At 71.2% G+C, this 22,812-nt stretch carries 19 protein-coding genes; 5 read left to right on the top strand and 14 right to left on the bottom strand.

The window, feature by feature from the left end; genetic code table 11:
- The first annotated feature begins 113 nt into the window (after nucleotides 1-113).
- Nucleotides 114-605, top strand: a complete 492-nt coding sequence (locus ACIQMV_RS21615; protein WP_402594740.1) for a hypothetical protein — start codon at nucleotides 114-116, stop codon at nucleotides 603-605.
- A gap of 57 nt (nucleotides 606-662) precedes the next feature.
- Here ACIQMV_RS21615 and ACIQMV_RS21610 read toward each other — a convergent pair whose 3' ends face one another.
- Together ACIQMV_RS21610 and ACIQMV_RS21605 are read right to left on the bottom strand one after the other, a co-directional pair.
- The gene (locus tag ACIQMV_RS21610; RefSeq protein ID WP_141364999.1) at nucleotides 663-1,016 is read right to left on the bottom strand and encodes a metalloregulator ArsR/SmtB family transcription factor; all 354 of its coding nucleotides are present in this window, start codon (nucleotides 1,014-1,016) and stop codon (nucleotides 663-665) included.
- A 63-nt stretch (nucleotides 1,017-1,079) separates the two neighbouring features.
- On the bottom strand, nucleotides 1,080-2,753 hold the full coding sequence (locus tag ACIQMV_RS21605; protein ID WP_402594857.1) for a SulP family inorganic anion transporter: 1,674 nt from the start codon (nucleotides 2,751-2,753) through the stop codon (nucleotides 1,080-1,082).
- 339 nt (nucleotides 2,754-3,092) lie between these two features.
- On the opposite strand from ACIQMV_RS21605, the gene ACIQMV_RS21600 reads away from it, so the two are divergent.
- Nucleotides 3,093-4,310: an MFS transporter gene (locus ACIQMV_RS21600; RefSeq protein ID WP_402594738.1), complete on the top strand. Its 1,218-nt coding sequence runs from the start codon at nucleotides 3,093-3,095 to the stop codon at nucleotides 4,308-4,310.
- A 35-nt stretch (nucleotides 4,311-4,345) separates the two neighbouring features.
- On the opposite strand, the gene ACIQMV_RS21595 is transcribed toward ACIQMV_RS21600, so the two are convergent.
- Entirely contained in the window at nucleotides 4,346-5,821 is a 1,476-nt protein-coding gene (locus tag ACIQMV_RS21595) for an APC family permease (RefSeq protein WP_402594737.1), read from the bottom strand.
- Entirely contained in the window at nucleotides 5,814-7,505 is a 1,692-nt protein-coding gene (locus ACIQMV_RS21590) for an amidohydrolase (RefSeq protein WP_402594735.1), read from the bottom strand. Before ACIQMV_RS21590 ends, ACIQMV_RS21595 begins: the two co-directional genes overlap by 8 nt.
- A 128-nt stretch (nucleotides 7,506-7,633) precedes the next feature.
- Here ACIQMV_RS21590 and ACIQMV_RS21585 point away from each other — a divergent pair, with 128 nt between their 5' ends.
- Nucleotides 7,634-8,233 (top strand): TetR/AcrR family transcriptional regulator, encoded by a 600-nt coding sequence (locus ACIQMV_RS21585; RefSeq protein ID WP_401780832.1) that lies wholly within the window; start codon nucleotides 7,634-7,636, stop codon nucleotides 8,231-8,233.
- A 47-nt stretch (nucleotides 8,234-8,280) separates the two neighbouring features.
- On the opposite strand, the gene ACIQMV_RS21580 is transcribed toward ACIQMV_RS21585, so the two are convergent.
- Entirely contained in the window at nucleotides 8,281-9,570 is a 1,290-nt protein-coding gene (locus ACIQMV_RS21580; protein ID WP_402594733.1) for a hypothetical protein, read from the bottom strand.
- Nucleotides 9,571-9,892: 322 nt separating this feature from the next.
- Between ACIQMV_RS21580 and ACIQMV_RS21575 the strand changes: the two genes are divergently transcribed.
- Nucleotides 9,893-11,230, top strand: a complete 1,338-nt coding sequence (locus ACIQMV_RS21575; protein ID WP_402594731.1) for a PP2C family protein-serine/threonine phosphatase — start codon at nucleotides 9,893-9,895, stop codon at nucleotides 11,228-11,230.
- Between the two features lie 35 nt (nucleotides 11,231-11,265).
- Here the strand turns inward: ACIQMV_RS21575 and ACIQMV_RS21570 are convergent, their stop codons facing one another.
- The 5 genes from ACIQMV_RS21570 to ACIQMV_RS21550 form a co-directional block, all read right to left on the bottom strand.
- Nucleotides 11,266-12,300, bottom strand: coding sequence for a LacI family DNA-binding transcriptional regulator (locus ACIQMV_RS21570; RefSeq protein WP_402594729.1), 1,035 nt, complete (start codon nucleotides 12,298-12,300; stop codon nucleotides 11,266-11,268).
- Nucleotides 12,301-12,487: 187 nt separating this feature from the next.
- Nucleotides 12,488-12,682 (bottom strand): ferredoxin, encoded by a 195-nt coding sequence (locus tag ACIQMV_RS21565; RefSeq protein WP_402594727.1) that lies wholly within the window; start codon nucleotides 12,680-12,682, stop codon nucleotides 12,488-12,490.
- 52 nt (nucleotides 12,683-12,734) lie between these two features.
- A complete protein-coding gene (locus ACIQMV_RS21560; protein WP_402594726.1) occupies nucleotides 12,735-13,970 on the bottom strand; it encodes a cytochrome P450 in 1,236 nt (411 codons plus the stop codon).
- An 81-nt stretch (nucleotides 13,971-14,051) separates the two neighbouring features.
- The gene (locus tag ACIQMV_RS21555; RefSeq protein ID WP_402594724.1) at nucleotides 14,052-15,257 is read right to left on the bottom strand and encodes an NAD(P)/FAD-dependent oxidoreductase; all 1,206 of its coding nucleotides are present in this window, start codon (nucleotides 15,255-15,257) and stop codon (nucleotides 14,052-14,054) included.
- Nucleotides 15,258-15,467: 210 nt separating this feature from the next.
- Nucleotides 15,468-16,532 (bottom strand): acetamidase/formamidase family protein, encoded by a 1,065-nt coding sequence (locus ACIQMV_RS21550; RefSeq protein ID WP_402594722.1) that lies wholly within the window; start codon nucleotides 16,530-16,532, stop codon nucleotides 15,468-15,470.
- Nucleotides 16,533-16,984: 452 nt separating this feature from the next.
- Here ACIQMV_RS21550 and ACIQMV_RS21545 point away from each other — a divergent pair, with 452 nt between their 5' ends.
- Nucleotides 16,985-18,247: an MFS transporter gene (locus ACIQMV_RS21545; RefSeq protein WP_402594720.1), complete on the top strand. Its 1,263-nt coding sequence runs from the start codon at nucleotides 16,985-16,987 to the stop codon at nucleotides 18,245-18,247.
- A gap of 43 nt (nucleotides 18,248-18,290) precedes the next feature.
- On the opposite strand, the gene ACIQMV_RS21540 is transcribed toward ACIQMV_RS21545, so the two are convergent.
- From ACIQMV_RS21540 to ACIQMV_RS21525, 4 genes are all read right to left on the bottom strand, one after another.
- The gene (locus tag ACIQMV_RS21540; protein WP_402594719.1) at nucleotides 18,291-18,785 is read right to left on the bottom strand and encodes a DUF1097 domain-containing protein; all 495 of its coding nucleotides are present in this window, start codon (nucleotides 18,783-18,785) and stop codon (nucleotides 18,291-18,293) included.
- 84 nt (nucleotides 18,786-18,869) lie between these two features.
- Nucleotides 18,870-20,297, bottom strand: a complete 1,428-nt coding sequence (locus ACIQMV_RS21535; RefSeq protein ID WP_402594717.1) for a DUF1116 domain-containing protein — start codon at nucleotides 20,295-20,297, stop codon at nucleotides 18,870-18,872.
- Entirely contained in the window at nucleotides 20,294-21,838 is a 1,545-nt protein-coding gene (gene fdrA / locus ACIQMV_RS21530; RefSeq protein WP_402594716.1) for an acyl-CoA synthetase FdrA, read from the bottom strand. The genes ACIQMV_RS21535 and fdrA overlap by 4 nt, the downstream gene beginning before the upstream one ends.
- Nucleotides 21,835-22,767: a DUF2877 domain-containing protein gene (locus ACIQMV_RS21525; RefSeq protein ID WP_402594714.1), complete on the bottom strand. Its 933-nt coding sequence runs from the start codon at nucleotides 22,765-22,767 to the stop codon at nucleotides 21,835-21,837. Before ACIQMV_RS21525 ends, fdrA begins: the two co-directional genes overlap by 4 nt.
- Between the last annotated feature and the right edge of the window lie 45 nt (nucleotides 22,768-22,812).

The following is a 22,812-nucleotide window of genomic DNA, read 5'->3' as shown; positions in this document are numbered from 1 at the left end:
TGCGGCGCCGTCCGCCAGGGCCGAACAGCCTGATATCGGGGCCGACCGGACCCCTGCGCGTCCCGGCCGGCCTTGACGATGATCAAGAGCATGGGGAGAAGGGAAAGCCACCAGTGATCGCTGTTGTAGGGCACGCCGATCTCAGCGCGTCGACGCTGGCCGTGCTGGAGGAGGAACTGCGTTCCCGTCTGGCCGCCTTCGCCCAGGCGGGAACGTCCGGGCTGGTGCGCGCCGGGAAGGGACTGCCGGTGGCGTTCGGGCGGGCCGCCCGGAAGGCGGAACTGGCCCTGGTGACGGTCCTGCCGTCCTGCAACGGGGTACCCGCGCATGTCGCCGAGCCGGACCGGAAGGCGGCCGGGGAACTCCTGCTGCTGTCCCAGCAGGTGCGGCTGGTGGAGTACGACCCCGGTGACCGCTCCTCGTGTGTGACGGCCGATGAGGGCTTGCTGCGCTCGTGCGCGCGGGTGCTGGCCGTCTGGGACGGCTCCCCTTCCTCGGGGCGGGACGCGACGGCGCACCTGGTGGCCTACGCCCGCAGCCACGGTGTCGACGTCGAGGTGCTCTGGCCGCAGGGGGCGGAGCACGAGACCACCCGCGGGGCGTAGCCCCGACCGCGACGCCCTACAGGCCGCCTCCCCAGGACCGGCGCCGTCCGATGACCGTCACTGCGGCGGCGGCTTCCTCTCCGGCTGGTCCGCCCGCAGATCGGCGAGCAGCTCCGCCTGCCCCGCCAGCACACCCGACAGGATCGAGCGGGCCACCCGCATCAGCTCCGCCACCTCCAGGTTGGCCAGCGAGTAGTACACGTTCGACCCCTCCTTGCGGGTCCGCACCAGGTTCGCCCGCCGCAGCACGGCCAACTGCTGGGACAGGTGCGCCGGTTCGATCCCCACCTCGGGCAGCATCTCCGCGACCGCGTGCTCGCGCTCGCTCAGCAACTCCAGGACGCGGATACGGGCCGGGTGTCCGAGCGTCTTGAAGAACTCGGCCTTCAGTTGGTACAGGGGCGTACTCACCCTGCCGTCCCCTCCCCGGCACGGTACGACCGGAACGGCCGGCCCACTCGGCATCGCATCCACCTACTCGTCAAGAACATGCGCCCTATCCTCGCGTGTCCTGTCGCGCCACTGTCCAGCCGGTGCCGTCGGCTCGGCCGGCAGGACTCCGGCCAGGTGCAGGTGATCGCGTGCGGCGTGGATCGCCTCGGGCGTGTGGGCGTAGTCACGGCCCTCGTGCTGAAGCAGTTCCAAAGCGCCGACGGAGTCGAGCACCTGCCGCTGCTCGGGACGGATCCCGGAGGCCAGGACGAGGATGCCGCGCCGGTTCAGCTTCTCCACCGCGTCCTTCAGGACGAGGGCGCCGGTGGCGTCCATCGTGGACACCCGCGACATCCGCAGGACGACGACCTTCACGTCCGCCACCTCGGTCAGCTCCAACAGGAAGCGGTGCGCGGCGGCGAAGAACAGCGGACCGTCGATGCGGTAGGCGACGATGTGCTCGGCGAGCAGTTGGTGCTCCTCGTCGGTGTGGTCCCCCCGGTCGAGGGACACCTGGTCGAAGCGGGCCTGCTTCGCCACGGCCCGCAGGGCGAGGGCCCCGGCCGTGATCAGGCCGATGATCACCGCGTACACCAGGTCCAGAGCCAGCGTCGCGGCCGCGGTCAGGACGAGGATCACCGCGTCGGACCGGGTGGCCCGGGCCATCGCCTTCAGCGAGCCGACCTCGACCATGCGGATCGCGGTCGCCAGCAGCACGCCGGCCAGCGCCGCCAGCGGGATCTTCGACACCAGGGGAGCCGCCGCGAAGACGATCACCGCGAGGACGGCGGCGTGGGTGAGGGCGGCCAGCCGGGAGCGGGCGCCCGTGCGGACGTTGACGGCGGTGCGTGCGATGGCTCCGGTGGCCGGGACGCCGCCGAACAGCGGGGCGGCGATGTTGGCCAGCCCCTGGCCGAGCAGTTCCCGGTCCGGGTCGTGGCGCTGCCCCACCGTCATCGCGTCGGCGGCGGCCGCGGACATCAGCGACTCCAGCGCGGCCAGCGCGGCCACCGCCACGGCCGGGGCGAGCAGTGAGCCGAGCGCGCCGGGATCGAGGAAGGAGAGGGAAGGCGCGGGCAGTCCCGCGGGCAGGTCGCCGATCGGCTTCGCGCCCAGTCCGGCGACCTGGGCCACGACCGTGGCGGCGATCACGGCGACGACGGAGAACGGCACGGTGGGCCGCCACCGCGCACCGGCGAGCATGAGCACGACGACGGACACCGCGAGCCCCACGGCGGTCCAGTCCGGCGCCTTCACGAACTCCTCGACCGCGTGCCAGGTGATGACGAGGACCTTGTCGCCCTCGGGTTTGGGCACGCCCAGCGCGTTCGGCACCTGCTGCAACCCGATCACTCCGGCGATGCCGAGCGTGAAGCCCTCGATGACGGGCGCCGGCACGTACTGCATGTAGCGCCCGGCCCTGAGCGCGGCGAGGGCGACGAGCATCACGCCGGCCATCAGGCCCACCGTGAGAACGGCGGTCGGACCGTACTGGCCGACGATCGGCACCAGGACCACGGTCATCGCCCCGGTCGGCCCCGACACCTGGAGATTCGACCCGCCGAACACGGCGGCCAGCGCGCCGGCGACCACCGCGGTCGCCAGACCCGCCTCGGCACCGAGCCCGGAAGACACCCCGAAGCCGAGGGCGAGCGGCAGCGCCACGATCGCCACCGTCAGCCCGGCGAGCAGGTCACGGCGCGGATCACGCCGCATCTGGGACAGATCCGCGCGGGAGGGCAGCAAGGAGGTGATCCGTTGATACAGCGGAACCGACACGACTCCTCAGCTTCCCCTCGCACAGCCCCACCGGGGCGAGTCACACGGAAGCTGTTCCCCCGGCTACCTGGGGGCACAGCGAATCCAGCATCTAAGCAATTGCGAAATTTAGCAATCCTGAAATCCGTTTTGTTCTGTTTGTTCCGATGAGGGGTCGTCGCGGGGCGATGGGACACATCAGCCCCACGCTCCGGGAGCCGAGCCGAGCCGAGCCGACAGGGGACCGCCCCGTAGGCTTCTCCCGCCAACTCGGTTCCGGTGAGGGAGGGGGAGAGCATGAACGCCGGCATACAGCGCGGCGCGATCGCCGCCGTACAGGTACTCGGCCTCGCCGTCTGGTTCTCCATGTCCGCGGTGGTTCCCACACTGCGCGGCGAGTGGGGGCTCGACTCCGCCGACGCCGTATGGCTGACCGCGTCGGTCCAGCTCGGGTTCGTCACCGGCGCGCTCACCTCCGCCGCTCTCACCCTCGCCGACCGTCTTCCGCCCCAGCGCCTTCTCGCCGGCGGCGCCGCCGCGGCCGCCGTGTGCACTGTGCTGCTGGCCCTGTCGGTCGATCGGTTCGCCGCGGCCGTTCCGCTCCGCTTCGTGACCGGTGTGTGCCTGGCCGGTGTCTATCCGGTCGGCATGAAACTCATGGCTTCCTGGGCGCACGGCGCCGCACGCGGCAAGTCCATGGGGGTTCTCATCGCCGCCCTGACGCTCGGGTCGACCCTTCCGCACCTCATCGCCGGCGTCGGCTCACTGCCCTGGCGGGGCGTTCTCCTGGTCGCGTCGGCCGCCGGGCTCCTGGCCTCCTGCATCGCGCTGGCCTTCATCCGCGTCGGCCCCCATGCCGCCCCGGCCGCGCCCGCCCGCAACCCCCGCTACGCCCTGACCATGTTCACCCAGCGCGGCCCCCGTTCGGCCAACCTCGGCTACTTCGGGCACATGTGGGAGCTCTACGCCCTGTGGACCTGGATCCCCGCCTTTCTCGCCGCCACGGACAGCGCCGGTCACCTCCCCGGATCGGTCGAGGTCACCGTGTTCCTCACCATGGGGGTCGGCGGCGTCGTCGGCTGTCTGCTCGGCGGCTGGGGCGCCGACCGCTTCGGCCGCCCTCCCGCCGCCATCGCGGCCCTGGTCACCAGCGGTCTGTGCTGTCTGCTCTCCCCACTGCTCATTCACTCCCCGCCGGCCCTCGTGGTCGCGTTCTGCATCCTCTGGGGCGCCGCCGTGATCGCCGACTCCGGAGTGTTCTCCACCGCCCTCAGCGAGGTCGCCGACTCCCGCTACATCGGAACGGCCCTCACGGCCCAGACCGCGATCGGGTTCGCCCTCACCGTCGTCAGCATCCAGCTGATCCCCCTCCTCGCGGACGCCGTCGGCTGGCGCTACGCGTTCCTCCTCCTGGGTCCCGGCCCCTTGGCCGGGGCCCTCGCCATGCGCGCCCTGAGAACCGGAACCGGCCCCACCGAGCGTGCGGGACGAGGGCGTACCGCCCTGCGGCTCTGATCACGCCGCCGCGGGCACCCGAGCACTGCCCGGGCTCACTCCTCCAGGTTCAACGTCCGCACCGGGCGGCGGAATCTGCCCGTGCGGAGGGTGAGGATGCCCACGCCCACCAGTGCCCAGATGACGCCCACGACCTTGGCCGGGGTGTCCAGGCTGACCCACAGGGCCGCGTTCACGACGAACCCGAGGCCCGGCAGCAGCAGTTGCAGGAGGGCGGCAACGGGTCCGCGGGCCTCCGCCCGTCCCGCGCGCCGGTCGCGCACCCAGAATCCGATCACCGCGAGGTTCACCGCGGCGAAGGCGACGTAGGCGCCGAAGTTGATCAGCGAGGCGGCGCTGCCGAGGTCCAGGAAGACGGCGGAGGCGGCGATGAGCCCCACGACGAGCACGTTGAGGGCGGGGACGCCGGTACGCGGATCGACCCGCCCGAAGACCGCGCGCGGCAGCATGCCGTCGCGGCCCATGGCGAACAGCAGCCGTGCCGCGCTCATCTGCTGGGTCAGACCGCACCCGAGCACCGCGGTGAGGTAGCCGCCCACGAACACCGCCTGGAACGCGGCACCGCCGATGTACTTGGCGATCTCCGGCGAGGCGCCCACGATGCTGCCCACGGCCGAGACGTCCGGGAAGAGCGTCTGCATGGCGTAGGTGATGGCCAGGAAGAACACCCCGGCCGCGGCCACGATGAGCAGGATGGCCCGCGGGATGTCCCGGCGCGGCTGCTCGGCCTCCTCGGAGAGGGTGGAGACGGCGTCGAAGCCCAGGAAGGACAGGGCCAGCAGCGAGGCACCGCTGAGCAGAGCGGGCAGCGGCACCGAGGCCGGGTCCCAGCCGGTGGTCCCGAAGGACTGGCCATGGGTGGCGATGGCACGCACGGCGAACACGAGGAACGCGATGGCCACGCCGGCCTGGATGACCACGAGCGCCACGTTCACCTTGGCGGCCAGCTTCACGCCCACCAGGTTCAGTGCCGTGCAGACCACCACGGTGGAGAGCACCCAGACCCACGCCGGGACCCCGGGCAGCACGGCGCCCATGTAGATCGCGGCCAGCAGCGCGTTGAGCATGGGCAGCAGCACGTAGTCCAGCGTGGCGGACCAGCCCACCAGGAAGCCCACGGGCGCCCCGAGCGACTTGCCGGCGTAGGTGTACACGGATCCGGCGGACGTGATGCGGCGGGCCATCCGTGCGTAGCTGAGCGCTGTGAGCCCCACCGCGACGAGGACGGCCAGGTAGGCCAGCGGCACATGGCCGTCGGTCGCCTCGGAGACCAGACCGAAGGTGTCGAACACCGCCAGCGGTGCCATGAAGGCCAGGCCGAGGAAGACGATGTGGCGCAGCTTCAGGCTGCGGCGCAACTGTGGACCGCCCGGGTCGTCCTGGGCCCGGTCGGGGTCGGCGGCGGTCGCGGTGTCCTGCCCGGTGCCGTCGTGTGCGGCGGGCGGTCGGTTCGCCGTGGCCTGTGTCGCGGTGCCCTGGACGGTGTGTGGGGGAAGGCTGCTGTCAGACATGGGCGTGACCGCCTTCGGCGTGCGCGGAGCAGGAGGTGAGCGCACCGTAGTGGCCGGCGGTGGCGCGTGCCGTGGTGGCCTCGTGGACCACCTCGCCGCCCACCCAGGTGACCTCGGCCCGCTGCTGGAGCAGCGCCGCCGGGTCCGCTTCGAGCGCGTAGAGGTCCTCGGACCATGCGACGAGGTCCGCCCTGGCGCCCTCGCGGATGACGCCGTACTCGTCCTCCCGGTGCCAGGCCCAGGCGCCCTCGGCCGTGTAGCCGCGCAACGTGTCGTCGAGCCCCAGACGCTCCGCCGGGGTCCAGGCGTCCTTGCCGTCGAGGCCGGCCCGTGTGAGGGCCGAGTAGAACCCGATCAGGGGGTCCATCTCTCCCACCTGCCAGTCGCTGGAGAGGGCCACATGGGCACCGGAGGCCATGAGCGAGCGCAGTCGCCAGGCGCGATCCCAGCGGGCTTCGCCGATGTTCTCCATCCAGGTGCCGGCCACGAGGTCCGGGGAGCAGTGGCGCGGCTGCATGGCGGCGGTGACGCCCAACTGGGCGAAGCGCGGCAGGTCCTCGGGGGCCAGGCACTCGACGTGCACGATCCCGTGGCGGCGGTCGCGCGTGCCGTTGGTGCGCGCGGCGTGCTCGATCGCGTCCAGGGCCAGGCGGATGCCGCCGTCGCCCGTCGCGTGGGTGTGGGTCTGGAAGCCGAGGCGGTCCAGTTCGGTGACGACCTGGGTGAGCTCGCCGAGCGGTGCGGAGGGGTGGCCGCGGTGCCCGGGCCGGTTGGCGTAGTCGTCGAGCATCCAGGCGTTGTGGGGCTCGATCACGTCGTCGGCGTAGAGCTTGACGGGGCCGAAGGCCAGACGGTCACCGCTGGGGGCGGCGTCGGCCGCCGCGCGCAACCGCTGCCGGAACGCGCCGTCGGACCCCATGGGGTGGAAGAGCGCCGCGATGACGCGGGAGCTGAGGCGTCCCTCGTCCCGGGCGCGCTGGAACAGGTCGATCTCGGCGAGCGGGACCTGCGGTTCCACCACGGTGGTGATGCCGCAGGCGGTGGCCATCTCAAGGCTGCCCAGCAGCTTGCGGTAGCGCCGCTGCGGCGAGTACATGGGGATGTCGCGCTGGAGTCCGGCCAGGCCCGCCGTCGTCATGGCGCTCGTGTAGAAGTCGGTGACCCACCCGGTGGCGCGGCCGTCGGCGTCCCGCTCCGGGCGGCCCCAGGGGATGTCGCCGCCGTCGTCCAGGTGCAGCGCGCGGACGGCGGCGTCGTTGAGCCACACCGAGTGCTGGTCGTAGGTGGTGACGAAGACGGGGCGCGAGGTGATGCCGGCCAGGTCGCGGGCGGCGGGGCGGCGGCCGTGGACCACCGAGTACACGGCGTTCTCGGCGCAGATCCAGGTCAGGTCCGGTCGCGCGTCGGCGAGTTCGGCGATACGGCGGCGGACCTCCTCGAGGGTCTCGGCGCCTTCTAGGCTGACGGCGTCGGGGTCGAAGCCGAGCAGCAGGTGGTTGTGGCTGTCGATGATGCCCGGAGTGAGGAGGCCTCCGTCCAGGCGGCGGTGCTCGCGGGCCGCCGGGGCCTCCGCCTCGTCGCCCACGAACGCGATGCGTCCGCCGGTGATGCCGACGGCGCCGGCCCACGGGCGGGCGCCGTCGAACGTGCGCACACGGGCGCCGGTGATCAGGGTGTCCAGCATGGTCGTCCTTGGTTCTGAGCCGCGCCACGAACGCGCGGCGAAGGTGCGCCGAAACGGCGCGCGCTTTTTTTGCCATCAGCGTCAAAGAATGGTTCGAGTCTCATGAGCGTCTCGGCTACTGTCAAGGGATGGCCCGCCGAAAAAATCAGGACGAACGCCGCGCCCACCTCATCCAGGCGGTCATCGACACGACCGCCGAGACCGGGCTCCGCTCCCTCTCACTCGCGGACGTGGCACGCAAGGCGGGGCTGACCCGAGGGGCCGTCCTGTACTACTACGACGACCTCGACGCGCTGTTGAGCGAGGCCTATCGCGCGGGCATGGAACGCTTCTGCGACCGGCGGGACGCGCTGCGGGACACGATCGAGAACCCGGCGCGACTCCTGGGGGAGACGATCCGCGCCGGTCTCCCGACGGGACCGGACGACGCGCTGATGCGCCTGCTGTACGAGTTCGACGTGCTGGCCGAGAGTTCTCCGCTGCACACCAAGCTGGTCGAGTCGATGTACGAGCGGCAACTGGCCACGTACCGGACCGTGCTGGAGCATGGCGTCGGCGCCGGGGCCTTCAAGCTCATCCTGGACACGCCGACGGCGGCCCTGAACCTGGTGGCGCTGGAGGACGCCTACGGGCTGCACATCGTGGCCGGCAACCGTCAGATCAGCGTGCAGCGGGCCGTCGAGGCGATGTTCGACGCCGCGCGGGCGTTCGGCGCACCGGCTGCGTGAACGCCTCATTCACTGTTGCGTGCCGCCTCGTTGATGGGCCTTGGCCGTCATCCGGAAGGCGGTGTGGGGCGGGTGAGGTCCTCCATGGCGGGTGCTCCGGTGATGGCGGTCAGGGCGCGCTCTAGAGCGTTCGCCAGGTGGCCGGCCTGTTCGCGGGTGTACCAGGCGCGGGGTTGGACGAGGTCCAGGCAGAGCGCCTTGTCGTGACGGCTGACGAAGAGGGTGGGGACGGGGCCGGGCGGGATGGTGAGGACGTGCGGGCGCGTGGCGGTCAGGCCGGGCGGCAGCGCGGGTGGAGTGCTGTAACGCGCGACGTTGCTGACGGCGAGGGTGACGGCCGCGGAGGCCAGCCGGCTCAGCATGTGCGCGGTGGCCAGGTACTCCAGTTCCGCGTGGCCGGCGTCCAGGGCCGTTTGCAGTCGGCGGCCGATCTCTGCGGCGGTGGTGCCCAGGTCGGTCTCGGGGCCGACGGTGACTGTGGCGGAGGCGGTGGAGGCGGCGAAGGCGAACTCGTCCGCCGGCAGCGGAGGACGCAGTCGTGGCCGCAGGTCGACGGGGATGAGACAGGTCAGTTGTTGATGGCCGTCCACGGGGGAGAGGAGGCCGCGGACAGCGGTCATGGCGAGGGCGCAGAGCAGAGAGTTTGCGCTCGCGCCGCGCACCCGCGCATCTCGGGCCAGGGCCTCCGTCTGCTGGGCGGACAGGATGAACCGGTGGCGGTGGGCTCCGTCGGCCGGTCCCGGTCCACCGTCGCGGGCGGCCCGCGGAGCGAGGGCCGCCGGGTGCGATGCGTCCAGCCGTGCCGACCACTGTGCGGCGTAAGCGGTGACGTCGGCGTGACTGTGCCGGGCGAGCAGGCGCTCCTCGACGGGCGCGGGCAGCCCGGCGGTGTCGGGAGCCGACGCCGCGCCGGCTCCCGTGGCCAGTTCCCGGTGGATCCGCCACAACCGCCGGTGCAGCGCCAGCATGCAGGCACCGTCGCTGACGGCGTGCCAGGCCATCAAGGTCAGCGTGTGCCGGCGGGGGCCGTCACGGTGAAGGAGGACGCGCAGCACCCGGTCGCCCGGCCGGAGGAAGTGAGCATCGTGCGGGGCCCATCCGTCGGACGCGAAGCTCAGGCCGACAGGCTCATCAGCGGCGTCGCATCGCAGGACGAGACCGCCGGGTCCTTCGACGATGCGAGCCGACAGGACCGGCATCCGGTGGGACAGCCGCTGGACGGCCTCGTTCAACAACTCGGTGTCCAGGTCCCCGTGGAGTGTCCAGCCGACGACGGTGGGACTGCCGGTCGCGGCCATCGCCGCCTCGCTGGGCGCCAGTACACGCTGCAGACTCAACTCCGCCCCTCTCGTGGACTCACTCGCGCACCGGGCAGGCCGCGCACCGGCCCGCGGAAGCACAGTCGACCACGGGCCTCACTCAAGCGGCAGGGGTCACGACCCGCGCACAGGTGCGCACCGCGGGGAGCCTTCAGAGCCGTGCGGGTGTGGCATGCCGCCTTCGGAGTAATGGGCGGTATGGGTAGTCGCATCGTGTCAGGCTGTGGTCTTCCTTGATCGCGGTCGTGTCGGGAGGCCGGGTGCACCGGGACGACATCGGCCGCCTGGACCTGGACAGGAAGGCCGCCGAGCTGGTGTTCACGACCTCAACCAGGCGCTCATGACGGCCGGGCACGGGGACGAGCCGCAGCGGCCCGGGATCCCTGATGCCGGGCAGCGCCTGAACGAGGAACTGGACCGGATCAGCGAGCGGCTCCAGGAACTGGCCGCGGCCAAGGACCGGCTTCAGGGCCTGCTGCACGCGGTGCTGGCGATCAGCCGGGAGCTGGATCTTTCGTCCGTGCTGTACCGCATCGTCACCACCGCGATGGACCTGGTCGGCGCCCGCTACGGTGCCCTGGGGGTGCTGCACGAGTCCGGCGAGTACCTGGAAGCGTTCATCACCGCCGGACTGTCCGAGGAGGAGCGCGCCGCGCTGGCCGAGGTGGAGTTCCCCCACGGCCGCGGAGTGCTCGGGCTCCTGATCCACCACCCCGAACCGCTGCGCGTCACCGACATCGCGTCCCACGCGGCCTCCGTCGGGTTCCCGCCCGGCCACCCCCACATGCGCACCCTGCTCGGGGTGGCCATCAGCGTCCGCGGCGAGATCTACGGCGACCTCTACCTCTCCGAACGCCACGACGGCCGCCCCTTCGACCGTGCGGACGAGGAAGTCCTCGTCGCCCTCGCCAGCGCCGCGGGCATCGCGATCGAGAACGCCCGCCTGTTCGGCCAGATCCGCGACAGCGCCGAGACCTTCCAGCGCCTGCTCCTGCCCACCCTCCCGGACCTGCGGCCCTTCACCGCCGCCGCGATCTACCAGCCCGCCGCCGAGCCCAACCGTCTGGGCGGAGACTGGTACGACGCGGTCATCCTGCCCGACGGCGCCCTCGGCGTCGTGATCGGAGACGTCGTCGGCCACGACCTCCACGCGGCCGGCGCCATGGCCCAGACCCGCAGCATGCTCCGCGCCCTGCTCTACGACCGCCGCACCCCGGCCAGCGGCATCCTCCGCCAGCTCGACATCACCCTGCACGCCACCACCGAGAACCCCGTCACCACCGCTCTGCTGGCCCGTATCGAACCCGATGGGCACGGTGCCTGGACGCTGCACTGGAGCACCGCAGGCCACCTTCCCCCACTGCTGATCACCCCCGACCGGCGGGCCGAGTACCTGCACGCCGACCCGGGCGTCCCGCTCGGTGTCAGCACCGACCAGGTCCGCCCCGACCACACCCGGGCTCTGCCCGCCGGGGCCGTGGTGATCTTCTTCACCGACGGACTCGTCGAACACCCCGAACACTCCATCGACGAGGGGCTGGACGCCCTGGCCGCACTCGCCACCACGTACGCGGACCAGCCGTTGCAGGACTTCGTGCGTACGCTCGCCGGCCACCACCCCAGCGACGGCCACGACGACATGGCCATCCTCGCCCTGCGCACCCCGCCCCCCGCATGACCCGGCCGCGCCGGCGCCCACCCGCGAAGGGTGCGTCAGCGCGGCGTGGACCGGGCCGCCGGCGCGCTGCCGGTCGACTCCCTGATCTCCAGCCGGGTCGGCAGCACCAACGGCCGCCCCGCGACCGCGTCCGGCCGGTCCATGGCCTTGCGCAACTCCCGCGCGCCGAGGCTGCCCAGTTCGAACGAGGGGAGTCGCACCGTGGTCAGGGACGGTTGCACGATCCGGGACATCGGCTGGTCATCGGCACCGGCCACGGACACCTCCTGCGGAACCCCGACCCCGAGGTCACGCAGCGCCGCCAGCGCGCCGAACGCCTGCAGGTCGGAGCCGCACACCAGCGCGGTCACTCCGGAGTCGCGCCAGGAGGGCCAGTTGCCCGCCACGCTGTCGTAGGCCGCCGTCACATCGATGGGGGAGCGCGCCACCACGACGCCCACCTGCTCCGACGCCTTCCGGGCCTCGTCGGTGAACGCCCTGCGGCGCGCCTCCAGAGTCCGGGTCCGGGTGTCGATGTCGAGGTAGGCGAACCTTCGGTGGCCGAGGCCCGTCAGATGGCGGGCGAGTTCCCTGGCGCTGCCGCCGACGTCCAGGTTCACGCGCGGCAGGTCCTTCTGCCGCCCAGGGGAGTCGAGGATCACCACCGGGCACGTCGGGTTCAGGGACGTCACCAGGTCGCTTTCGACCGTGGAGATGATCAGGCCGTCCACGCCCAGGTCGAGCAGCCGCTGGACGCTCTCCCGGCTGACCGTCTGGCCCAGCGCGGTGACCACGGTGAGGACCTGGTACTCCGGGCTCAGTTCGCTCAGCAGGCCCATCTGCACACTGCTGAAGAACGGGGTCGCGACATCGGGCGCGACGTAACCGACGATGCCGGTCCGGCCGGTGGCGAGGCTGCGGCCCCGGCGGTCGATACGGTATCCGAGCCGCTGCGCGGCCGCGTGGACCCTGTCCCGGGTGGCCTGGTTCGCCCTCCCGGAGTCCTTCCCGTTCAGGACCAGCGACACGATGGAAACCGACACCCCCGCCTCGGCGGCGACATCGGCGCCCGTAACCCGGCGGCGTGCCACGAGTGTCACTCCCTTCCCGCCGGAGGCCGGCGACCAGCCCCTGCGAGCGCCGCGGCCCGGTCCGACCGGGCTCGCCAGCGTCGATGATACGTTCCGCGGCTCCGGCGCCGGGGCCCGGTGAGCACCGCACGCCCGGCGGCGGCCGGGACCGGCCGCCGTCAGACGTGTGCGCACACGAGGACCGGGGTCAGTCCACGATCCTCAGGGCCCGCTCCGGGCAGGTCTCGACGGAGTTCCGGGCCTCCTCCAGCAGTTCGGCCGGGATCTCGTCGACCAGGGCGACGGCGATGCCGTCCTCCCGGAGGTCGTAGATCTTCGGCCAGCCGAAGTAGCACAGACCGTGTCCCTTGCAGAGGGCTTCGTCGACCTGCAGGCGTGGCATGGGTTCTCCTCCTACTGACTGCTGACGTGCTGTTGAGCTGCTGGCTGAGGGGTCAGCGCACGGCCACGCGGACCGACTCCATGCCCCAGATGACGAACGCGGAGTTGCGGCGCGGCTCCTCGACGAGCTCGAGGTCCGGGCACAGGTCCCGGATCGAGGTGAAGGTCTCCTCCAACTCGATGCGGGCCAGTGGGGCGCCCAGGCAGGCGTGCACACCGCCGCCGAAGTTGACGTGGCGGGAGGCGTTCACGCGGCCGACGTCCAGCACCTCCGGGTCGGCGAACAGGCGCGGGTCGCGGTTGGCCGCGCCGTACAGCATCGCGATCTTCGAGCCGAAGGGGATCTTCCGGCCGGCGATCTCGACGTCGTCGGCCAGCACCCAGCGCTCGAACAGCTGCAACGGGGGATCCCAGCGGATGACCTCCTCCACCGCCTGCCGCGGGGCCACCTCCTGCGAGGTCACCCGCGCCCACTGGCCGGGGTGGCGCAGCAGGGCGGTCATGCCGTTGCCAGTGGTGTTGACCGTGGCCTCGTGACCGGCGTTCAGCAGGACGATCACCGTGGACACGATCTCGTCGTCGGTGAGCTTCCTGCCCTCCTCGGTCTCGGCCTGGACCAGTGCGCTCACCAGGGCGTCGTCGGGCTGCCGGCGGCGCAGCGCGATGAGTTCGCGGACGTAGGCGATGAAGGCCGCGGCCGAGTCGTTGGCCCGCTTCGCCTGCTCCTCGGTGGTGTCGAGCTCGTACATCTTCACCATCGCGTGCGCCCAGTCCAGGAACAGCGGGGCCTGCTCCTGGTCGGCTCCGAGCAGTTCGCAGACGATCGACACCGAGTACGGCATCGCGTAGTCGTGCAGCAGGTCGAACTCGCCCTGCTCGACGAGGTCCGAGAGCAGTTTCCGGGAGCGGGCGCGGACCGCGTCACGCATCTGCGTCACACGGCGCGGGGTGAAGGCGGAGGACACCAGCGAGCGGATCCGGGTGTGGTCCGGCTGTTCGAGGTCCAGCAGGCTCCACTTCTCGGCCTGCCAGAAGTCGGCCCACCGGGCGTCGTGCGGCGCGACTCCCATCTCCTCGGGGGTGTACTTGTGGCCGAAGTTCCGGGTGAGACGGGCGTCCCGCTGGCACGCGAACACGTCCTCGTGGCGCGTCACGAGCCAGAGTCCCAGCGACTCCGCCCTGACGACGGGGGTGTTCTCCCGCAGGTGGTTCAGAACCGGGTAGGGGTCCTTCAGGAACTCGGGGTCGGTCGGATCGAAAATCTGCGCGTCCTGCTGCGAACTGCCCATGGTTCTTCCTTTCAACGTCAACGCTCACCGGTGCGCCGGTGCACCGAACACGGCTCCTCGGACGGTCTGCCGGCAGGCCGCTCAGCCGTTGGGCGGCCCCAGCCGCTCGCACTCCTCCGAGATCCTTCTGCGCGAGAGCATCGCGTCCCTCGGGCGGTTGACCGTCGTCGCACCGGTCAGCCGGTCGCCCAGCCGGTGCGTGACGAACAGGGCGCCGTCGCCGTCGTGTTCGACCTCGCTGCGCCCGCCCGCGAGGATGCGGCCGACGTGCTGGATCTTCATGCCCAGCTGGTCGGACCAGAAGTACGGCACATGCGCGAACGGGGTCCGGGCCGCGCCCTGCCCGCGCAGCTCGCCCAGCAGGTTCGCGGCGGCCGTCGCACCCTGCTCGCGGGCGGTGCTCCAGTGCTCGACACGCATCCGGGCGCCGAAGGCGGGGTTGTGCCAGCGCGCCGCGTCACCGGCGGCGTAGACCAGGTCCGCCGAGGTCCGGCAGTAGGCGTCGGCCTCGATGCCGTCGCCCAGTTCCAGGCCGGATCCGGCCAGCCATCCGGTGGCCGGGCGCACCCCCACACCGGCGACGACGATGTCCGCCTCGATCGCCCGGCCGTCGTCCAGGACGACGGTGGAGACCCGCCCGTCGCCCCTGACCTCCGCGACCGAACGCGACGTCAGCAGGGTGACTCCGCTGTCCCGGTGGGCGGCGCACACCCGCTCGGCGGCCACCTCGCCGATCGCCGGGGCGAGCGGCAGCGGAAGCAGCTCGACGACGGTGACGTCGAGCCCCAGCCGGACGGCGGTCGCGGCCACCTCCAGGCCGATGAAGCCGGCGCCGACGAGCACGATCGACCGGGCGGTCCGCAGTGATCCGCGCAGTACGAGCGCGTCCTCGAGGGTGCGCAGCCGGCGCACCCGGGCCTGCTCGTCCGGGAACGGCAGGGGCCTGGACTCCGTCCCCGGGGCCAGGACGACCCCGGACGCCCGCAGCTCCGAACCGTCGCTCAGCCGCAGCACCCGCTGCCCGGAGTCCAGCTCGGTCACCGACGCGCCCAGCGAGAGGGTGATCCCCAGCCGGGACCAGTCCGCGGTCGACTGGAACTGAAGCGCCGGGAGGTCGAGCCCGCCCTGGAGGACCTGCTTGGACAACGGCGGCCGGTCGTAGGGGAGTTGTGCCTCCGCCTCGATCAGCCGGATCTCCCCGTCATAGCCCTTGGTCCGCAGCGCCTGTGCGGCCGCGGTGCCGGCGACGGAGCCGCCCACGACGCATATGCCCGGCCGATCACCCACGTGTTGCTCCAACTCGCCGGCCGACAAGCGCTCGACCGGCATTCCGTGACCCGCCCGGCAGCACTGGACAGACTTCTGACAAATGAGTGGGGCAACGAGCGGAGAAGACGCCCCGGCTCATGCCCCCACGGGGAACCTACGTCCCGGCGGCACATTTAGTCAATCGTTTGACTTGCGTGTCCGCGACGCGGGGCAGCACCTGCGAAATGCTCACCGCATCTCACGGACGACGCTCTTGCTCAGCACGAAGTGCGCACCCTTCACACCGTTGACCACCTGCGTCACCCTGAGGTCGCCGGCCACGCTGAGCAGGGAGTAGGACTCCCGCTGGGACAGCCCCCACCGGCGCCCCATCTCGTAGACGGTCTCCGCGGCGGCGATGCGGACCGCTTCGTCGAGGTTCTCGTGGAAGCCGTGCACCATCACCCCCGTGTCGGTCTCCAGCAGCGGTGTGCGGATGCGCAGGTTCTTGTGCAGGACGAACTGGAGCATCACGTTCAGATGCCCCTCGATCGCGGTTCCCGAGATCTCGCCGTCGCCTTCAGCGAAGTGGGTGTCGCCGGCCCAGAACAGCGCCGACGGAACCTGGACGGGATAGAACATGCGGGTGCCCGGTACGAAGCTGCGGTTGTCGACGTTGCCGCCGAACTCTCCCGGCGGCACCGTGTGGATCCGGCCGCTCTGCGCCAGCGCCACCCCGGCGGTGCCCATGTGGGGGCGCAACGGCACGCTGACGCCGCGCAGCGCGGACTGGCGGGCGACGGTGTGCGGCTCGATGAGCGTGCCGGGGTACGGCGGCTCGTCGGCGTAGGGGTACGCGTACTGGAACAGGCCCTTGGCGGTGCCCTGTTGCCAGTCGGCCTCGTAGACCACCACGTGCTGGTGGGACTCCAGATCCGTGGTCGTGGCGTGGCCGAGCGGGGCGCGCACCGGTCCGTACAGCAGTCCCCAGTTGGCCTGGAAGTTGACGCCGTAGGGCAGACGCGGCTCCGCCTGGAGGAAGCGGCACTCCAGGACGTCCCCGGGCTCGGCGCCGGTGACGGCGATGGGGCCGGTGACGATGTGCGGTCCAGGGCCCCGGTCGTTCTTGTCGATGTTCTCGTACACCTCTCGTACGACCTCGTCCATCATGAGGTCGGGTGCCTCGCCGGCGTGGTGGGTCAGGCACTCCATCGCCACGACGTCGCCGGACCGGATCGTCAGCGCCGGTTCAAGTGCGTTGTCGAAATAGCCCCATTGGCAGGTCTCGGGGGTGGCGGTCAGCTTGTGGTACACGCAGGTCTCCCGTCATCCGGTGGTGTGGCACTCGTACGAGGAAACTGGTGTTGCTGCCTGCTGGCCGCCGTCCATACCAGGACGGCGGGGGACACCCTCGCGCTCTCCGTGGCCCCGAGCGTGGCCCATCTGGCTGTCGTGGTCGTGTACTTGGCGCACGGATGGCAATCGCGGTGCCGACTTCCGCAGTATTGCATACGATATGCGGTAGACCATAGAGCCTTGCGGCGGGCTGCGCGGGTGCGCCCGAGGTCACAGGCCTCGGCGGGCGCGGAGCAATTGGTATACCATTTCTGTCGTGGCTGTGACTTCGAGGCGGAGAACGTCCCCGACGCGCCGGCGTGGGCCCCCGAGCGCAAGCTCCTGATGCGCGGTGGCGAGGTCGTCGCCCGCGATGGTCACGTCCTGCTCCGGACCCGTCCCGCAACACCTTCACCCGAAAGGTTCTCCACGTGCCGTCGGCGTCAGACGCCTCCAGTCACCGGCCGGGCCTGCGCGGCGCGTTGGACTCCCTGCGGGGAAACCGGCCCTTCCAGTGGCTGTGGTTCTCCAACGTGTTCTTCTTCGGCGGTGTGTGGACCCAGACCCTGGTGCTCGGCTGGCTCGCGTTCGAGTTGACGCACTCCGAGTTCCTTGTCGCGGTGTTCACCGCAGCGCGCCTGGCGCCGATGTTCCTCGGTCCGGTGGCCGGCGCGTTCGCCGACCGGCACAACCGCGTCCGGCTGCTCGTCGTCGCCTGCGCCTGGGCCACGGGCGCGGGCACCGCGGTGGCGGCACTGGCCACGGCGGACCTGCTGCCGTACTGGGTACTGGTGGTCGGCGGCCTGGCCATCGGCCTCGCCCAGTCCCCGTCGCAGCCGGCCCGTGCCTCGGTGGTGCTCGAACTCGTGGGGCAGGAGAAACTCTCCAACGCCAACGCGCTCAACGCCATGGCGATGAACATGACACAGGTGATCGGGCCGGGGCTCGGCGGAGCCATGATCGCGGCGATGGGCGCTCCGGCCGCGCTGTGGGTCTCGACCGCCTGGTACGGGCTCTCACTCGTGCTGCTCCTGCCCCTGCGCGGGTACGGGAAGGTCGTCCACGACCAGGCGCAGTCGGTGCGGGCGATGGTCGTCGGCGGACTGCGGATCATCGCGCGCAGTCGGCTCGCGGTGGCGGTGCTCGTCGTCACCCTGGCGGCGAACACCCTGTTGTGGCCGGTGTACCAGGCCTTCATGCCGGTCTTCGCCGAGGAGTCCCTCGGGCTCGACGCCGCGGGACTCGGCGCCCTGCTGACGTGCGGCGGTGTCGGGGGACTGGTCGGTTCACTCGTCATCGCCGGTATGGGTGACTTCCCTTACAAGGGTGGGGTGTTCGTCTTCGGCACCACGGCCTGGGCCGCCCTGTGGGCGGTGTTCGCCCTGTCCCGCACGGTGTCGTTGTCGTTCGCGCTCATGTGCGTCATCGGCCTCACCAGCGCGGCCTTCGGGGTGCTGCAGACCACCCTGTTGCTGCTGACCACCGACCCGGCCGTCCACGGCCGGGCACTGGGACTCCAGGAACTCTGCATCGGCGTCATGCCTGTTGCCACCCTTGTCCTCGGTGCGACGGCGGAGCGGGCAGGGGTGGCCAGGACGGTGTTCTGCGCGGCTCTCCTCCTTGTCTGCGGGCTCGGGGTTCTGGCGCTGCGCGTGCCGGCGCTGCTGACGTTCAGCGGCCGCCGTACTCCATGACGCGTGCGGCGGCACGGAGGCCGCGGAAGCCGGAGACGCCGCTTCAGCTCTCCTGGCCGACGGGTTCGGCGCCGGCGCCGGGCTTCCAGCGCGCGAAGATCGTGCTGCCGCCCCAGTCGCAGACCAGGCCGAGCAGGACACCCACCGCCAGGGAGGCCAGGAGTACCACCCAGTCGTTGTTCTTGATGGCGAAGAGCGAGTAGCAGCCCACGAAGGTGCCCGGGACGAACGACGTCCACTTGAACCGTCCGAGCAGCACGATGCACATGACGAAGAAGCCCACGGAGACCGCGTAGGCGGAGTTGGCGCTGCCCAGCAGGTCCGCGCCCCGGAGCATCAGCCAGGCGCACCCCACGCCCGCGAACGAGGACGAGACGGTGAGCGCCGCCCCGGGAATCAGGCGTATACCGCAGGCGAAGTACGCCGTGCAGCCGGCGAAGCCCGCCCATGCCGAAAGGTCCATCAGGCCCGCGAATCCGCCCCAGAGACCGCAGAGCAGGCCGGTGAACGCCGCCGTGGCAAGCCGGTAGAAGTTCAAACCATTCTCCCCTGAGATGGTGTGAAGGAAGGCGGCGGACCGCCCCGGTGACCGCCGGGCGGTCCGGGGCGGTCCGCCGCGGGGTCAGGCGAGCTTCTCGGCGAGGGCGAGAGCCGCCTTCTCGAAGACCTCGGCGGGCGGGTAGGTGATCCCGGCGCCGATCATGCCGATGCCTGGCTCCTTGTGCGCGATGGCGGTGTTGATGACGGGCAGGATGCCGGTGTCGAGCACCTTGCGGACGTCGATCCCGGTCGGCAGGCCCTGGAAGCCGAGCGAGGGGATCGTGATGTTCGGGTTCTGCGCGGTGGTGATCTCGCCCATGTCCCGCGTGCAGGCGACGGCCTCCTCGACGGTGCCGCCCACGAGCGCCACGATCGCGGGCGCCGCGGCCATGGCGAAGCCGCCGAAGCCGTACGTCTCACTGATGGCGCTGTCACCGATGTCGAGCCCGGAGTCCTCGGGCTTGTAGCCGGCGAACATGGGGCCGATGACCTTCTGCGCCGGGCCGGTCAGCCAGTGGTTGCCCGGCAGCCCGCTGACCCGGATCCCGAACTCGACACCGTTGCGGGCCATCGTCGTCACGATCGTCGAGTCCTCGATGCCGTGCGCGGCGTCCAGCGCCGCCTTGGCCATGGCCAGCCAGGTCGGCCCGGAGAAGTAGTCCGAGCTGGCGATGAAGTCGAAGACCTCCTTCTTCTGCTCGGTCGTGAAACCCGTCTGCAGCAGCGAGGGGGCGAGCGCCTGCAGGAGCAGCAGGGTGCCCGCGATGTTGCGGTTGTGCGCCTCGTCGCCCATGTGCAGCGCCTGGGCCAGCAGCAGGCGCAGGTCGATCGGTCCGCCGATCTCCATGGCCTCCTTCAGCATGGGGCCCAGGACGTCCCGCATCCAGACCAGCCGGTCGATGACGCTCTGGTCGTTGGCGCCCATGCGAAGGATCTTCGCCATCTGCTCGGACAGGTTGGTGTAGGCGTAGTTGCCGTGCGTCTCGTTGTGCAGGATGTGCATGTACATCGACGCCGAGGTGACCCCCGCCATGGAACCCACGCAGTCGTGCTCGTGGCACGGCGAGAAGGTGATGGCGCCGGAGGCGGCGACCTTCTCGGCCTCGGCGAGGTCGGCGGCGAGGCCCTCGAAGACGATCGCGCCGAGCACGGCGCCCTTCATCGGGCCGGACATCCGCTCCCAGGTGATGGGCGGTCCGGCATGGATGATCGTGGTCGGGGTCATGCCGGGGACGACGTCGATCGCCCGGCCGAAGCCCACCAGCATGGGCTTGGCGCTGGTGATCCGCTCGATGGCCTCGGCGTTGGCCGCCTCGATCCGCGCGGCGATGTCCGGCCGGGCCAGGAGGTCGAGCGCGGCGATCACCTCGGGGTCGCCGCCGCCCGGGGGTGTCCAGTCGAGGGTGGTGACCTTCGCGCCCTGGGCGGAGATGTCGTCGTCGAACATCGCCAGGCCGACGTTGACGACGTTCAGTTCGCCGTCGAAGAGCTGGGTGGTGGGGCTGGTCATGCGCGGGTTCCCTCCCGGACGATGGCGCGGGCGTACTGCCCGGTTTCGGTGCTGCTGCGGGTGACGGTGACCCCCGCGGACTCGAGCGCGGCGACCTGCTCGGCCAGCGACGTCTTGTCGAGGTCGGTACCGAGGACGTAGCCGACGATCTCCAGATGACGTCCGGTCGCGGCGGCGATGCTCTTCGCCTCGGCGATCGCCGGCAGCGTGACCCCGACCGGGTCCTCGTGCGCGCCGAACCCGAGGACGAAGTCCATGACGATGACGCCGACCGTCGGGTCCTGCGCCTCCCGCACCAGGCGCTCCAGCCGCGGGGACGGGTCGATCATCGGGTGCGGACGGCCGTTGGTGAACTCGTCGTCACCGAAGTCGAGGAAGGTGTGGCCCCGGCTGGCGTCCGCGGCGTGCAGGACGTGGGCGGGGTCCTTCTGGATGTTGCTCCAGACCTCCTCCCCGGCGTCGAGCAGCGCGTACATCGACTCGTCGCACAGGGTGCCGCCGCAGAACAGCCCGCGGACGTGGCGCTGTTCTGCGTTCAGCTGGGCGCGCACGGCCTCGACGCGGTCGGCGTCGAGACCCGGAACGGCCGACTCCGGGTCGCTGGTCAGGCGTACGGCCTGGACGGCGGCGTCCTGGCTGCTCGCGGCGAAGTGTCCGCCGGCCTCGGTGACGGCCTGCTCGGATCCGCCGATGAAGTACACGACGACGGGCTTGCCCGCGGTGGCGATCTCGGCGAGGACCTTCCGCTCGACCTCCGGGGCCGGCGGCTTGGAGACGAGCAGGATCGCCTCCGTCCGCGGGTCGGCGGCCAGGGCGCGGATGCCGTCGATCATCATGACGCCACCGACCTCGGCGCTCAGATCGCGTCCGCCGGTGCCGATGAGCTGCGAGATTCCGCCGCCGAGGGCGTGGACGCGCACGCTGACTTCCTGCGAGCCGGTGCCGGAGGCCGCGACGATGCCGATCGATCCGGGACGGACCGCGTTGGCGAAGCAGAGGCCGACGTTGTTGATGATCGCGGTTCCGCAGTCCGGACCCATCATCAGCAGGCCCTTGTCATGGGCGAGCGTCTTCAGCGCGATCTCGTCGGCGAGTGCGACGTTGTCGCTGAACATCAGGACGTGCAGGTCGTTCTCCAGCGCCTTGCGGGCCTCGCGGGCCGCGTACGCGCCGTTGACGGCGATGACCGCGAGGTTCGCCGTCGGGTCCGCCTGGGCCGCGGAGGCGATGGTGCGGTGGACGATCTTCGCCTCGCCGCCGGCCGGCGCCTTGCGCACCAGGAGCTCCTCGACCCCGGCGATGACGGTGTCGGCGTCGACGCCGTCGGCCGTCACGATGACGATCATGAGGTCGCCGTTGCCCGCCCCCTCGACCTCCGGCGTGAGGAGGTCGAGGTTCTTCAGCACTGCCTTGTTCATCTCGGTGGCCATCGCGACGAAGGCCTGGTCGACGCCCTCGAACTGGTTCGCCTTCGTCGAGATCGACATCAGGGACACCGAGTCGAAATAGGTGTTCTTCTTGACCACTGCTGTGACGTTCACATGGAACCTCTCAGTTCTGCTTCCAGGCGGAGTCCGGTCAGCAGGCCGGACAGGAGGTCGGTCCCGGAGGTGTGGCCGATGCCGAGCACACGGCAGACCGGGACTCGAAGGTGCTCGGCTTGCTGCGCGGCGTCCCGTCCGTCCGGGACGAGGAGACGGTGCAGAAGGTCGAGCAGGCTCTGGCGGGCACGCCCCCGGAGGGCCTCGCGCAGTGTGATGCGGCTCAGCGGCGTCGTACGGTCCGGGTGACGGTCCAGCACACCGCGGACGGCCTCGACGTACGCGGACAGACGGCTGCCCGGCTGGGCCGCCGGCAGAGCCATCCCGGTCAGGAAGTCGTCACCGGCCGGGGTGAGCCCCGGCCCGAGGCCGAGCAGCTGCGTGATCGCCGACGCCATGCCCGGGAGGTCTCCGGCCCGCACGGCCCGTTCCAGCGCGTTGCGTCCCCGGCGCAGCCGGGCGCCGATCTCGGCGTCGAAGACGTTCACCGGTCCTCGCGGGGTGCGCATGCCCCCGGCCACTCCGTGCGCGTGCAGCAGCTCCGCCAGCACCCGTGCCCGGGCGAGCAGCTCCTGCGTACCGAGTCCCAGCACGATCGATTCGGCATACCATGTGTCGGACTCGTTGAGCGTCACGGAGTGTTTCGCCGGCTCCCCGAAGGTGATCGCATCGGCGGTCAGCGTGACGGGGTCGCCCACGGTGAGGCGCCAGGCCGACCACTCCGCGAGGTCGACACGGATGCTCCAGGGTGCGTCGTCGAGAACGCGCGCGCATAGCGTGATGAGTTCATTGTCGCAGGTCAACAGGTTTACGGCGCGACTGAAGATGGACTCCACGCGTGCTGAGAGAGGGCCGGGCCGCAGACGCGCGGCCAGCTCTTCGTCGATGGAGAGCGCCGGAGCCGAGGTCGGCAGAGCAGGCGATGTCATGACCTCTCCCCGTCGTGCGGGCGTTTCCAGCCGAGGAACCCTGTC

The organism is Streptomyces sp. NPDC091412 (genome assembly GCF_044756885.1).
Taxonomy (GTDB): Bacteria; Actinomycetota; Actinomycetes; order Streptomycetales; family Streptomycetaceae; genus Streptomyces.
This window is presented reverse-complemented; position numbering and strand designations above follow the sequence as displayed.